Here is a 13,990-nt window from a genome sequence, read left to right on the forward strand (position 1 = left end):
AAACGCGACCTACGAACCTTTTAAGTCTTTCAAATTCAATTGATAGTTCACGCGACCGTTGTACTCGTTCGGTTCGTAGGTGAATAAGATATCCACGCGCTTCAGCATGGAATTGTGCCAGTCACCGAGCCGGAAACCGATGGCATCGTGAGTGACCCCCTTCGCGTCCTCAAGTGATAACTTCAGATGTTTGCCTTCCGCGCCGACGGTGCGCGAATTTTTGACTTTGACATCCCGCGCCACGAACGCGGCTTCGCGATTCCCGTAGCCGGTTGGTTCAAGGTACTTGAGCCCTTTCTCGTACACTTCGGGGCGCATTTCGGATAGGTCCACTTCCGCATCAGCCGTAAGGGTGGGCTTGAGTTCCATTCCCGACAATTTTTCTCCGGCAATGTTTTTTAAACGCAGAACAAGCTCAGTCAGATTTTCATTTCTCACGGTAAATCCCGCCGCCGCAGCATGACCGCCGTGCCGCACAAGCAGATCGGCGCATTGATCTAGCGCATCGGTGATATGGAACTCGGGGATGGAACGGCAGGAGCCGCGTGTCTCCTCTGCACCTTTTGAAGCGACGATGGCAGGACGGTAGTACTTTTCCGTCAACCTTGAAGCGGCAAGCCCAACAACGCCTGAGTTGAAGTCTTCGTGTGCGGCAAAAAGCAATTGGGCGTCCGGGTCGTCGCTCAATGCGATCTCCTCGGCGCGGGTTTGCATCTCGCGGGTGATTCGCTGCCGTTCACGATTCTGCATGTCCAATTGTTGGGCGAGTTCCCCGGCTTTGAAAACATCATTCGTGGTTAGCAATTCAAATGCCGCCAGGGCTTCTTTCAATCTTCCGGCCGCGTTCAGGCGCGGACCAAGCATAAAGCCGATGTGACCTGCGTTGATCTTTTTCAAGGCAAGGTCGGAGACCGCGGCGAGCGAGAACAATCCCTGCCGGGTCGTTTGACCCATTTGGCGCAATCCCTTTTTGACGAGCACGCGATTCTCGCCGACCAATGGGGCAAGATCGGCGACTGTTCCAAGCGCGACAAGGTCGAGCAAGGAATTCAAGATCTGACCATTGACCACATCTGCTTGATCGTTCTCTCTCAATAATCCTTCGGCAATTTTGTACGCAATCCCAACCCCGGCTAGGTCCTTATCGGGGTATGGATCGCCGTGACGTTTTGGGTTGATGACAGCGAAAGCGGGGGGCAGGTTGTCGTTATCGGGATGGTGATGGTCACTGATAATGAGATCAAGGCCGATAGTCCGGGCATGAGCCGCCTCGGCAGGTGAGCGGATGCCGCAATCCACGGTGATGACGAGTTTAACCCCGTCCGATTTGAGTTCGTCCAATGCGCTGTTATTGAGCCCGTACCCTTCGTCGAAGCGGTTGGGGATGTAACCGCGCACATCCGCGCCGAGATTCTTGAGAGCTTCGACAAGCAAGGCGGTCGCTGTGACTCCGTCCACGTCGTAGTCGCCGTAGATCGCGATGGGTTCGTTAGTTTGAACCGCGAATCGAATCCGTTCGACGGCGGCGCGCATGTCCGTTAGTTGGAACGGGTCGGTATTGATGTTCGGTTCCCCGCGCAGGAATGCGCGCGCAGAGGGATCGTCGGCGAAGCCGCGATTGTAAAGTACCTGACGTAACAGCGGAGGAAAAGCCGCCAGCGCCGAATCCGCTTCTGGTGTGATGCGAGGCGGAATGTTCCAATGTTTATCCTGAGCCATTTCGGGTGAACGGAGTATAAACGAGACTGGAGTCAACAGGAAGGGCGATGGATGATTCCGGCGGGGCGTGTATAATCTATTAAGGAGATTCCCATGAGAGAACTTGCGCCCGACGAGAAGATATCCACCGTCATCATTTACACTCCAGCGATGCTGATTCGTGGGGATCTAATCGTGCGAGAGAATATGCGTGTGAGCATCTGGCTCCGCACGCAGGGGGTGCCCAACTTCATTCATTTGCTCAAAGCGCATGTCATCCAGTTGGCGGGTTCTCCATCGAAGACGTATGCAAAGGAGGAAATATTCATCCCTACATCTGAGATCATCGGCTTTCACCTCGCTCCTCCTGCCCGCGATCCGGTGGATTACGAATCTTCTGAGATGAACCGCCGAATGCAGCCTGTGATGGTGCTGGCTGGCTCCTTCGAGATGAAGGGCCTCCTGCGCGTTTCGACCGCCACCGATATGGCGGCAAGTATCGATGTGATGAACACCACATGGCTTTCTTTATACGATACAGAGATAACGAATCCCTATGTGCCGCAATTGAATATTGCCGTGCCAATGCTGTTGGTGCGGCCAAACAAAGTGACGATCGGGTTATTGTAAGTTTGGCGGGTATTGCCGTTTTTTATACATGGAAAACCTCTCGTTGACCACGCCTGCGCTGCTATTCCCGACGGTTTCGTTGTTGATACTGGCGTATACCAATCGATTCCTGACCCTTGCCACAATCATCCGCAACCTGTACGACCGCTATCATGACAGCGGGGATCGAAACCTTCTCGCGCAGATCGATAACCTGCGCAGACGTGTGTACTTGATCCGCAACATGCAAATAGTGGGTGTGGTCAGTTTGCTGATGTGCGTTTTAAGCATGTTCGCCATTTTCGCCGGTTGGGCAGAGGGAGGAGCGTGGAGTTTTGGCGCGGCCTTGATGTTCATGATCGTCTCGCTTGGGATATCTTTGCATGAATTGACCATTTCGGCAGGCGCGCTCGATCTGTTGTTGACCGATCTCGAAGATGGCAAGGGGCGGTGATAGTGACGGGCAGAAAGATTACAGGCGTAATTTTGGAGAAAATAAAGAAGGAAAGAATCCTTGGCATCCGTGCGGGGAGCGAAGCGGGCCACCGTATCATCGGTATCTGGGCTGTGGTCGTGGAGGGACGTATCTTCGTCCGCTCATGGAGCATGAAACCGAAAAGTTGGTGGCGGGCGTTTCTCGAAGACCCGCATGGGAGCATCTTTGTGGGGGAGGGAGAATTCAGGGTGCGCAGCGTGCAAACGCGCAGCGAGCGGTTAAAGGACCTGGTCAGCGCGGCATATAAGGATAAGTACAACAAGCCTGGAGATTTAATGTTCGTGAAGGATATGTGCGGGAAAAAGTCGCGGGATACGACGATGGAATTACTGCCCGAATTCCCAGCTGTTAATAAATCAAGAATGTGATGATTATGACTCAGTCTTCGAGAAGCCGGGTCATGTCCGACGCGGAAACAGGGTGGCTGAGCAGATATCCCTGAACGTTATCGCACAATTGGTTGCGAAGAAATTCCAGCTGTTCGCCCTTTTCGACGCCTTCCGCCACCACTTCGAGACCAATGGAGCGAGCCATGGCGATGATCGCCATGATCAAGGATTCGTTTTTCTTGTTCGATTGGATATCACGGATGAACGACTGATCGATCTTCAGTATTTTGAGCGGGAATTGTTTCAAATAACTAAGCGATGAATACCCTGTCCCGAAATCGTCCAGCGATGTTTGAACTCCAAGCCGGTCCAGTTCGGTCAGGAGGCTATTGGTATATTCCATATCCTGGATGGCGACATTTTCTGTGATCTCGAGATGCAATCCTTTGCTATCCAACCCGGTCAGTGATAGGATGGTTGCCACTTTCTTTGTTAGTTCAGTATCCTGAAATTGCCGGGCAGACAAGTTAATCGACACCCAGAAATCAGGATGCCGGGAATCCCGCCAGATCTTTACTTGCGCGCAGGCGGAACGCAATACATGCTCTCCGATCGGAATGATGGCTCCGGTCTCCTCTGCAATATGGATGAAATCTTTCGGGTACAGGAGCCCCCTGTGAGGATGGTTCCAGCGCACCAAAGCCTCCGCGCCGACCGCCTTGTTGGTTGTTAGGGAGACGATCGGCTGATAATGGATGACCCACTCCTCCCGTTCAACGGCGCGCTTCAACTCCGCCTCCAGTCGAATTAACTCGACCGCATTGGTGTGCATGGTGGCGTCGAAGATCCGGTATTGATTCCCACCCTGTGCCTTTGCCACATACATGGCCGCATCCGCGTCACGAAGGAGTTCATCCGCTTTTGTGTACTTTTCGTTGAACAATGCGATACCGATGCTGGCGGTCGGGAAGCGCTCCACAGCGCCAAGCATGGTGGTCGTTTTCAATTGTGCCTTGATCCGGTTTGCGATCTGAAGCGCTTCGTTGATGTCAGGGATGGAGTTCAGGAGAATGGCAAATTCGTCTCCGCTCAGGCGGGAAACCGTATCTTCGTTCCGAATGCAATGCATTAAACGGTTGGCGATGGTGATCAGCAACTGGTCGCCAACTCCATGACCGAGGCTGTCATTGACCACTTTGAAGCGGTCAAGGTCAAGGAACATGACTGCAAACAGGTCGGATGGATTTCTTTTGATGCGCTCGAGTCGGTTTTGCAGCCGATCCAGGAAAAGGACCCGGTTTGGAAGCCCGGTCAGCGGGTCGTGAACGGCGTCGTGAGCGAGGCGTAACTCCGCGATTTTCCGGGCAGTGATGTCTGACTGTGATCCTGCCATTCGATACGGAGTATTCCTGGCGTCCCGGAAGGCCATTCCGCGGCTGAGAACCCAAAGATATTTTCCGGTAGCATGCTTGATCCGGTATTCACATTCGAAGTGGGAGCTCGTTCCCTTGAGGTGTGAGACCAGGTTTGCCTGGACGATTCTCTGGTCGTCTGGATGGATGCGATTGAACCATTCGTCAGTACCATTGCTGATCTGATCGTCCTTGAAGCCTAGAATCTCCTTCCAGCGGATTGAATAGTAGATTTCATTTGTCTGTAGGTTCCAGTCCCAGATGCCGTCATTGGCGGCGCGGACAGCCAGCGCATAGCGTTCTTCGCTTTCCCGCAGTTTCCGATTCATGCTGTGTTTGAAAAGCGCCATGGTAATGTTTGACTTCAATTCACGGGTGTCAAACGGCTTGAGGACGAAACCATATGCCTGGGCGAGCATGGCGGTTTGCAGGGTCATCGTATCGGCTTGTGTGCTGATAAAAACGACCGGAATATCCATATTGTCATGGATTTGCTTTGCTGCTTCGATGCTGCCCATTTTCCCCTTAAGGCGGATCTCTATCAAGACAAGATCCGGTTTTAGTTCTTCGACCATCTGAACAGTTGTTTCCCCGAGGCTGGCGATACCGACTACAATATATTCCAAATCTACCAGGATTTTGGAAAGGTCGCTGGCGGCTTGGGTGTCATCTTCCGCAATAACTATCCGCTCTTTTTGCATGATTCCTCAGGATCGGGATGAACTCAAACACCGCAAAGACGGATATTCAAGCGTGAACGCCCGTAGTTGAATCTTGGACTTGAAGATGAGAAGGCAATATCATTGTAGGTTATTATAGCAATTGCGATAATTTCTAGGGAGAATAATTTGTTCTTGCAATGGGATTGTAATTACAAAAACCAGCCGTTTACATAGATCTGCAATATTGCCGTCGAATTAAGATAAAATGCACCCTAATTCATTATTGGAGGCTGACATGGCAAAGGCTGAACTCAAGACCAAGGTCAATGACGCCAGTGTGGCGAAATTCCTCAACAGCGTCGCCGACGAGCAGAAACGTGACGACTGCTTCGAGATTCTCAAGATGATGAAGCAGGTTACCAAGGAGGAGCCGAAGATGTGGGGCTCGAGCATCGTCGGCTTTGGCAGTTATCACTACAAAGGAAAAAGCGGACGCGAAGGCGACTGGATGTTGACAGGTTTCTCGCCTCGCAAGCAAAACCTGACCTTGTACCTGATGGGCGGATTTGATACACATACCGCTTTGTTGAAAAAACTTGGTAAGTTCACCACCAGCGTGGGATGTTTGTATATTAAGAAGCTGGACGATGTGGACAAAAAAGTCCTGAAAGAGTTGGTGCAGGCGTCTGTTAAAAGGATCAAACAGTTGAGCAAATGATCCGGAAAGGCGCAGGCGGGTGAAATGTGGTGGCGAAAGTGGCAGTGACCAAAGTATTCAAGTTAGTTCGATATGGCATTCACCCAATCTCCAATACGGCACGGACGAGCATGTCTTCAGGGCGGTGAGAGAGCGCAAGTCTGAATGCAATTTGCAGGCAGGGGGAATTTATCCATTAAATGAACCGATGCATCCTAATAATAGATCCAATTAATCGAGGGTTCGTTTGCCAATTTATAATCGCCATCATCCTGTATAATCAGCGCGATGTTCGATTATAAAATCACAGCTAAAAACGATCGCGCTCGCACAGGAATTTTTTCCACCCCGCACGGCGAATTGATAACGCCCGTTTTCGCCCCGGTAGGTACGCAGGCAACCGTCAAAACATTAACCCCAGGGCATCTCGAAGAAATCAATGCATCCCTGGTGTTGAGCAATACGTATCATCTTTACCTGCGCCCGGGCGATGAACTTGTCCGCGACATGGGTGGTTTGCACAGATTCATGCAATGGCACAAACCCATGCTTACCGATTCGGGGGGCTTCCAGGTTTTCTCCCTTTCTCAAACCCGCAAGGTGGATGAGGAGGGTGTGACCTTCAAGAGTCATATCGATGGCTCGATCCACCGCTTCACGCCGGAAAAGTCCATTGCCATTCAGGAAAATCTTGGCGCGGATATCATCATGGCGTTCGATGAATGTTCCGACCCGAACGACCTCGACTACATCGAACAAGCCATGGAACGGACCCATCGTTGGGCAGAGCGTTCGCTCGAAGCCAAAACGCGTCCGGACCAAGCCTTGTTCGGGATCGTGCAAGGCGGCATCGATCCCACGCTGAGAACGGAATCTGCAAAATTCATCGCATCGCTGGATACGCCGGGTATCGCCATTGGCGGCCTTTCAGTGGGAGAGACCAAAAAGGAAATGCACGATACTCTGGATGTGGTCACGCCGCTTTTGCCGGAAGATAAGCCGCGTTATCTAATGGGCGTAGGCACGCCCGAAGACCTCATCAACGGCGTATTGCGCGGGATCGACATCTTCGATTGCGTCCTGCCGACGCGCCTGGCAAGGCACCATTCAGCTTTTTCGCCGGAGGGGCGGCTTAATTTGATGAACGCATCCTTTGCGCGCGATGGGCATCCGATCGATGAAACTTGCGATTGTTATTCCTGCAGGACGTTCACAAGGTCATATATCCGTCACCTGATCGTGGCGAAAGAATTGCTGGCAGGGACATTGATTTCGATTCATAATCTCCGTGCTTTGATCCGGTTAATGGAGAATATCCGCGTCTTTATCGCTGACGGCTCTTTTGAGTCCCGGGCGCCTGAATTGTTAAGGCAGTGGTCGAACAATGCTAAACGCGCTGAGATTGGAGCGGTGTAATTGGATTATTTTCATGCGGTCGTTCTGGGCATTGTGCAAGGCTTGACCGAATTCATCCCGGTCTCTTCGACAGCTCATCTGTTCATTGCCAGCAGCGTGCTTGGGCTTCCGTCAGATGCGCGGCTCTTTGCCTTCAATGTCATCATTCAACTGGGCACGGTGGCGGCGTTGCTGCTGTTTTTCTGGCAGGATATTTGGAGAATTGCCAGAGCTTTTCTTGATGGGATCAAAGAACGCAAACCATTCGTGGAATATCATTCACGGCTCGGATGGCTGGTGATCGTTGCCACCATCCCTGCTGGAATTGCCGGCCTGGTACTGAATCAATTCATAAAGAGCTTGTCCGCTGACCCATTATTATGGGCGGGGATTCGTTTATTGTTCACAGCGATTCTGTTGGCTGGCGTGGAATACTTCGATAAAAAGAGCCGCACACTTGAATCTGCCACCTGGATGGACGCCTTTTCTGTAGGGTTGTTCCAGGTGCTGGCGATCTTTCCCGGCGCGTCCCGTTCCGGCTCGACCATGGCGGGGGCGATGTTACGCGGCTTTGACCGCGCCTCAGCGGCGCGTTTTGCGTTTCTCATGTCTGCGCCGATCTTGGTGGCGGCGGGACTCTATGAAACCGTTCAAGTGATCATCCTGCCGAACACGACCGAGTTTTTGCCCATTCTCATTACCGGATTTGCCGTCTCGGCGATTGTGGGCTGGTTGGCAATCCGCTGGCTGATGGGATATTTGCGTCAGCACTCGTTGTATGTTTTTTCAATTTATTGTCTGGTATCAGGAGTCGTCGTCCTCTTGTTGAAATATTCAGGTTAACCTAATTTGCCTAATAAAAAGTAAGTCGAAATCCTAGAATTTTAAGTGCTTTAGTGTAAGGCTTTCAATGTAAACCTGAATAAATGGCTGGAACTGGAACCGATTATGGACACAAAAACCCTTCTCAAACTTCTCGTTGAAACCGAGTCCCCCTCGCACCAAAAAGCTGCCGTGGACAGGGTTGGGGCGATCATTGCCGACGAATCCCGAAGGACCGGAGCAAAAGTGGAATTTGTTTCGAACAAGGAAACAGGCGACCATGTCATTGCGCGTTGGGGCGGGGATGGAAAACCGATTTTGCTGGTCTGCCATATGGATACCGTATTTCCACTGGGCACCATAGGGAATTTCCCGTATCGGGAAGAAGAGGGAAAGATCATGGGACCCGGCGTATCGGACATGAAAGCCAGCATTGCCATCTCGCTCGGTGCGATCGAAGTCGCGTTGAAGGATGGGATGACTCGTCCCGTCACCCTGCTTTGCACATCGGATGAAGAAATCGGAAGCATTACCTCCCGCGATCTCATTATCAACATGGCAAGGGAGGCTGAGTTGACGCTTGTGATGGAACCCGCTTTGGTGGATGGATCGCTCAAAACCTGGCGCAAGGGCGTGGGGGGATTCACTGTCAAAGTGAAGGGACGGGCTGCGCACTCGGGTGGAGATCACGAGAAGGGACGTAACGCCATCGAAGAAATGGCGCACCAGGTGATCGCGATCCAAAAATTGACGGATTACGCCAAAAAGAGCACCGTCAACGTTGGCGTCATCAAAGGAGGGACGGTCTCGAATGTGGTGCCGGAGGAAGTTGAGATCGAAGTGGACGTGAGAGTCTTGCGAGTGGAGGAGTGGGATCGGATCGAATCGGCAATGAAAAGCCTCAAGCCGGTTCTCGATGGAACTTCGATCGAAGTGACAGGCGGGCTCAACCGACCCCCGATGCCTTTCGATGACGTTATGCAGGCTACGTTCAGAAAAGCACAGGTCATTGCAGGGGAGATCGGTATTGAGCTCAAAGCCGGAGGTACGGGCGGCGCCTCGGACGCGAATCTCATTGCGCCGCTTGGGCTTCCGGTATTAGATGGATTGGGCGCGATCGGCGAAGGCTATCATTCGGAACGTGAGTATATTTTTGCAGGCAGCCTTGCCCAGCGGATCAAATTGGTTTCTGCGCTGATGAAAAACTGGTAATTGTTTTGGGATGCGAAATGTATTTGCTTATAGACTGGGGATGATAGACCGTAGTCCATATTTTTCCATCCATGGTCTGTTGTCAATCGTCCTTATCCTTCTTCTTACATCTTTCCTGATTTCTTGCGCACCTTCGCGAACAGCGCAACCCTCTCAGGTCATCACAGCATTTTCCACCTCTTCAGCACAACCGTGGATGGTTGATCTTTTTGCCTGTGCAGAGGAATCTTCAATAACAGTGAAGCTTACAGCGGAGGAACCTGATATTTCTCTGTATATCGGTGAGCCGGAGACGTCGATCTTCCCGGTGTATCAGATCGATGAAGTGGAACTGTTGATCGTCACGCATCGTGAAAGCCAGGTGCGGAGTCTTTCAATCGAGGAGGTCCAGTCGTTGTTCGCTGGAGCGGGTGACCCTTCGGTACAGGTATGGGTGTATCCGTCGGGGTCGGATATGCAAAGGTTGTTTGACCAGGCTGTGATGCAGGGAAGAGGCGTGACCTCATCCGCCAGGGTGGCTGTGAATCCAAATCAGATGTCCGAGGTGATTAGTAACGAAATCAATGCGGTCGGCATCCTCTCACGGAGTTGGGCGGTTGAAAGCGTTCGCGAAATATATTCGCTGGGGAGATTTCCAGTCCTGGCTGTTCTAAGGGAAGAAGCGCAGGGAGCGGTGAAGTCGGTGATCGTGTGTTTGCAAAACAATTGAAAATGAACTGCAATTAAGCTTTTTGCGCTGGATTGCACAATAGGGGTAAAATTCGAATGATGTTATGAATACTCCCATTGTTGAACTCAAAAACGTATCCAAGACCTATTCAACGGCAGCCGGTGATTTCCCGGCATTGAAAAATATCAACCTAAAAGTGAATCCGGGCGAGTTCTTAGGGGTGGTGGGCAAGTCAGGCGCGGGAAAATCGACGCTCTTGAACATGATCAACGGCGTGGATGTGCTGACCAGCGGGGAAGTGATCGTCAATTCCAGCGGCTCGCGGATATACGTACATAACCTGAGCGAGGACCAAAAAGCGCTCTGGCGCGGACAGACGATGGGCGTGGTTTATCAGTCCTTCCAGTTGCTGCCAATGTTGACCCTGGTGGAAAATATTACTCTGCCCATGGATCTTGCGGAGAACTTCAAGCCGCGTGAGGCGCGTGAGAAGGCGATGGAACTTCTGCGCCTGGTGGAGATAGAGGAACATGCCGATAAACTCCCCGCCTTTATTTCGGGCGGCCAGCAGCAGCGTGTGGCGATCGCGCGCGCGCTCGCAAACGACCCGGACATCCTCGTTGCCGACGAGCCAACAGGGAGTCTCGATTCTGTCACGGCCGACCATATATTCGATGTATTTTCGCGCCTCGCCTCCGAACGGGGCAAGACCATCATCATGGTGACTCACGATATGAGTCTAAAGAACCGTTTCTCGCGTTATCTAAGCCTTGTCGATGGGGAGTTGCAGGATTCCGAAAAACCGGATGCCAGTCCAAAGAGGAGCCGCAAGGGATGACGCAGCCAAAAAAGAAACGCACGCACGCCTTTTCGAAACCGGCTCGGACTCAGCTGAAAGCTGCTCCACAGAAAGTGCATGATGCCGCCCCCGAAGCGATCATCGAGATGCGCGGCATTGTCAAGAGATTTTCCAACGCAGCGGGCGAGTTTACCGTCCTCAAAGGCGTGGACTTGATGATCAACCGCGGCGAATTTGTCTCCATTGTGGGGAAATCCGGCAGCGGCAAATCCACGTTATTGAACATGATCACCGGTATCGACCATCCCACCGAAGGGCAGGTCATCGTCAACCACAATGACATCTACACGGGCGTGAGCGAAAGCGCGCGCTCGAAGTGGCGCGGGAAAAACCTGGGCATTGTCTTCCAATTCTTCCAATTGCTCCCGATGTTGACATTGCTCGAAAACGTCATGCTCCCGATGGATTACGTGGACATGTACGACTTCGATGAACGTCCGGGGCGCGCCATGGAATTGTTGACACTGATGGGGTTGGATAAATTCGCCAACAAGCTGCCTGTGCTGGTTTCTACGGGCCAACAACAATTGGCTGCCATCGCCCGTGCAATGGCTTGCGACCCCCCGCTCCTCATTGCGGATGAGCCGACCGGCAACCTCGACACCCGCTCTGCCGATACCATCATCCGAATTTTCGAGCATTTCGTGGAGCAGGGCAAGACCATAGTAATGGTCACGCACGACCCGTCCCTGACATCCCGCACACACCGGAATATCGTCATTTCCGACGGTGAATTGATAGACGAGACCGTTTCGAGATCCCTGCCGCAGTTGCGGCACCGGCACATGCTGGAGTTTACGAAACTGGCGCAACGGCGATTCTATCAACCCAGGGAGACCATCATTTCGCGGGATGAACCGGTCAGCCATTTCTTCATGATCCGCAAGGGCAGGGTCGAGGTGGTATTGCAAAAGACGCGCAGCAAGGAGATCCTCCTTTCGCAGATTGGCGCAAACGAATTTTTTGGCGACATCGAACTATTGCGCGGCGGGAATTCCATTGCCAATGTGCGGGCGGGAAGTGAGTCGGTGGAAGTATTGATGGTTCCCCGCGAAGATTTTACACGTGTCATGGCGGAATCCCCGATCACGGTCGAAGCAGTAAGCAGGATCGTGCAAAAACGTCTTGATCAGCACCGTATGGTTGACCCGAGAAGGAAAAGATAGATAGAGAGATAGGCAGATTGGCAGCCTAATTAAATCTGAACACCAGTATCATCAATGAACTCAGACCCACGCAGACTCCCCCAGGTGCTTTATATCGCAGAAAGCGAAGAATCGCGTTCGCTTGTGCGGCGTCTGCTCGCTGATAAATTCGTCGTGCTCGAAGCGGCAAATCCGCTGGATGGGTTGGGGTTGGCGGGAGAGACGCATCCCAGGTTGATCCTGCTCGATAACAATGTTTCTCAAATGACAAGCAGCGAGGCGGCGACCCGCCTAAAGAAAACCCTTTCGGGCACACCCATTGTCATTGTCTCGGGAGATACATCGAATAAAGCGAGGGCGAGAGCGCTTGCGGCTGGCGCAGTGGGATTCATTCCCAAACCCATCGGCGATGATTTTGAACAGCTTGTGATCGAATACCTGGAGGGCAAAGTCGACGAACTTGAGCATGCCGAGCGATACTTGCGCGAGTATCAATTGGAACTGGCGGAGAAGATCGAAGACCAGACCCGGCAACTGACAAATACGGTTGAGCGCAACAAGTATTTGCTATCGCAGAATCAGAAAATGTTTGCCATGCTCGAACGAAGACACAAGTTATTGGAAACGGCTGCGCGGGTCGGACAGATGGTCACTTCGATATTGGATCTCAACGAACTGCTGCGGCATACGGTCAATATCATTTGCAGCGAATTCCATTTCTATTACTCCGGTATATTTCTTGTTTCTGATGACCGTAATTGGGCGGTCTTGCGCGCCGGATACGCTCAGGCGGGACGGAAAATGCTCGAAGCCGGTTACAAACTGCCCATCGATGACAAATCGATGATCGGACGCTCGATATTGACTCAACAGGCGCAGATCGCGCTTGACGCGGCTGGAGAGGAATCGCGCTTCCAGAATCCGTACTTGCCGGATACCCGTTCCGAAATGGCATTGCCGCTGATCGTCAATTCATTATCTGTAGGAGCAGTGACGGTTCAAAGCAGTGAGCTCAACGCATTCAACGAAGAAGATATCACGTCCCTTCAAGCAATGGCAGACCAGGTTGCGATTGCCATTAACAATGCTAACCTTATGAAAGACCTCGAGAACGCCAATGCGGAAATCCTGCGCACAAAAACCTATGAAGCGATCGCAACCGCTACAGGTGAAGCCATCCACTGGGTGGGGAACAAGGCGGCTCCGATTCCTGGAAGTGTGAGCCGGGTGCGGGAGGATATTCGTTATCTGTTGGCGTTGGTCGCACAGCTGAAGGAATCGGAGTTGGAAAATGCTTCGCTGCAGGCGGCAGTTCGATCGGTCCGGGAAGGGGCGGAGGCGGCTGGATTGGACCTGAAAAAGCTCCTCGATGAGATGTCCGCAATGAAGCCGAATCGATTGCAGTCGTCCGTCAGCGTCGAATCGATGATGGAAGACCTGGACATCGTTGAAAACAGTGCAAATATCATCCTTGATATCAAGGAGGGGTTGATCGGTCCGGCGCGTCAGAGACACGATGCGCCCGTGTCGTTGAGCGAGTTAATCGCGAATACCGTGGAGAATATGGGCTTACCCGGCGGTGCCGTGGAAATGAACTGGACAGAAGATATGCCACTTGCGCTTGTCGATGCAAGACAGGTGGAACAGGTCTTCAATAACCTCATCAAAAATGCCTGGGAAGCGTTGATCCTTTCGGACACACTCCAGCCGAAAATCCATGTAAATGGACGCAGAGACAAAGATGCGGATTTTGTTCTTGTCTCTGTGAAAGATAACGGGCCCGGCATTCCGAAGGAGTTGCAGGAAAAAATCTGGGTGTCGTTCTTTACCACGAAAGGTGGGAAGGGCGGCACAGGGCTGGGTCTCTCTGCCGTGATGCAGATCGTGAATCAACATGGCGGGAGGGTTTGGTTGGAGAGCGAACCGGGGCTGGGTGCTACATTCCATGTCCGCCTACCCGCGGAGAAGTAAGTATATTTAGATC

13 protein-coding genes are annotated in these 13,990 nt (G+C 52.2%); 11 read left to right on the top strand and 2 right to left on the bottom strand.

The genetic code is table 11. The annotated features are described in order from the left end of the window. Nucleotides 1-9: 9 nt before the first annotated feature. Nucleotides 10-1,719 (bottom strand): single-stranded-DNA-specific exonuclease RecJ, encoded by a 1,710-nt coding sequence (gene recJ / locus HS100_15255; GenBank protein MBE7435270.1) that lies wholly within the window; start codon nt 1,717-1,719, stop codon nt 10-12. 93 nt (nt 1,720-1,812) lie between these two features. Between recJ and HS100_15260 the strand changes: the two genes are divergently transcribed. The 3 genes from HS100_15260 to HS100_15270 are packed head-to-tail and all read left to right on the top strand — an operon-like array spanning nt 1,813 to nt 3,171. After that, the gene (locus HS100_15260; protein ID MBE7435271.1) at nt 1,813-2,328 is read left to right on the top strand and encodes a hypothetical protein; all 516 of its coding nucleotides are present in this window, start codon (nt 1,813-1,815) and stop codon (nt 2,326-2,328) included. A 28-nt stretch (nt 2,329-2,356) separates the two neighbouring features. Beyond that, nucleotides 2,357-2,761, top strand: a complete 405-nt coding sequence (locus HS100_15265) for a DUF2721 domain-containing protein (protein MBE7435272.1) — start codon at nt 2,357-2,359, stop codon at nt 2,759-2,761. Nucleotides 2,762-2,763: 2 nt separating this feature from the next. Next, nucleotides 2,764-3,171, top strand: a complete 408-nt coding sequence (locus tag HS100_15270) for a DUF2255 family protein (GenBank protein ID MBE7435273.1) — start codon at nt 2,764-2,766, stop codon at nt 3,169-3,171. A gap of 10 nt (nt 3,172-3,181) precedes the next feature. Here HS100_15270 and HS100_15275 read toward each other — a convergent pair whose 3' ends face one another. Further along, the gene (locus HS100_15275) at nt 3,182-5,245 is read right to left on the bottom strand and encodes an EAL domain-containing protein (protein MBE7435274.1); all 2,064 of its coding nucleotides are present in this window, start codon (nt 5,243-5,245) and stop codon (nt 3,182-3,184) included. A gap of 256 nt (nt 5,246-5,501) precedes the next feature. On the opposite strand from HS100_15275, the gene HS100_15280 reads away from it, so the two are divergent. The 8 genes from HS100_15280 (at nt 5,502) to HS100_15315 (ending at nt 13,977) form a co-directional block, all read left to right on the top strand. Continuing rightward, nucleotides 5,502-5,924, top strand: coding sequence for a DUF1801 domain-containing protein (locus HS100_15280; protein ID MBE7435275.1), 423 nt, complete (start codon nt 5,502-5,504; stop codon nt 5,922-5,924). A gap of 267 nt (nt 5,925-6,191) precedes the next feature. Next, nucleotides 6,192-7,319, top strand: coding sequence for a tRNA guanosine(34) transglycosylase Tgt (gene tgt / locus HS100_15285; protein MBE7435276.1), 1,128 nt, complete (start codon nt 6,192-6,194; stop codon nt 7,317-7,319). Beyond that, nucleotides 7,320-8,141 (top strand): undecaprenyl-diphosphatase UppP, encoded by an 822-nt coding sequence (gene uppP, locus HS100_15290; protein ID MBE7435277.1) that lies wholly within the window; start codon nt 7,320-7,322, stop codon nt 8,139-8,141. Nucleotides 8,142-8,246: 105 nt separating this feature from the next. Next, a complete protein-coding gene (locus HS100_15295; protein ID MBE7435278.1) occupies nt 8,247-9,332 on the top strand; it encodes a M20 family metallopeptidase in 1,086 nt (361 codons plus the stop codon). A 238-nt stretch (nt 9,333-9,570) separates the two neighbouring features. Further along, nucleotides 9,571-10,041 (top strand): hypothetical protein, encoded by a 471-nt coding sequence (locus HS100_15300; GenBank protein ID MBE7435279.1) that lies wholly within the window; start codon nt 9,571-9,573, stop codon nt 10,039-10,041. A 64-nt stretch (nt 10,042-10,105) separates the two neighbouring features. Beyond that, nucleotides 10,106-10,840, top strand: coding sequence for an ABC transporter ATP-binding protein (locus HS100_15305; protein MBE7435280.1), 735 nt, complete (start codon nt 10,106-10,108; stop codon nt 10,838-10,840). Continuing rightward, the gene (locus HS100_15310; GenBank protein ID MBE7435281.1) at nt 10,837-12,027 is read left to right on the top strand and encodes an ATP-binding cassette domain-containing protein; all 1,191 of its coding nucleotides are present in this window, start codon (nt 10,837-10,839) and stop codon (nt 12,025-12,027) included. The genes HS100_15305 and HS100_15310 overlap by 4 nt, the downstream gene beginning before the upstream one ends. Before the next feature lie 54 nt (nt 12,028-12,081). Continuing rightward, the gene (locus HS100_15315) at nt 12,082-13,977 is read left to right on the top strand and encodes a response regulator (protein MBE7435282.1); all 1,896 of its coding nucleotides are present in this window, start codon (nt 12,082-12,084) and stop codon (nt 13,975-13,977) included. Nucleotides 13,978-13,990 lie beyond the last annotated feature (13 nt).

It is taken from the genome of Anaerolineales bacterium (genome assembly GCA_015075725.1).
Taxonomy (GTDB): domain Bacteria; phylum Chloroflexota; class Anaerolineae; order Anaerolineales; family Villigracilaceae; genus Villigracilis.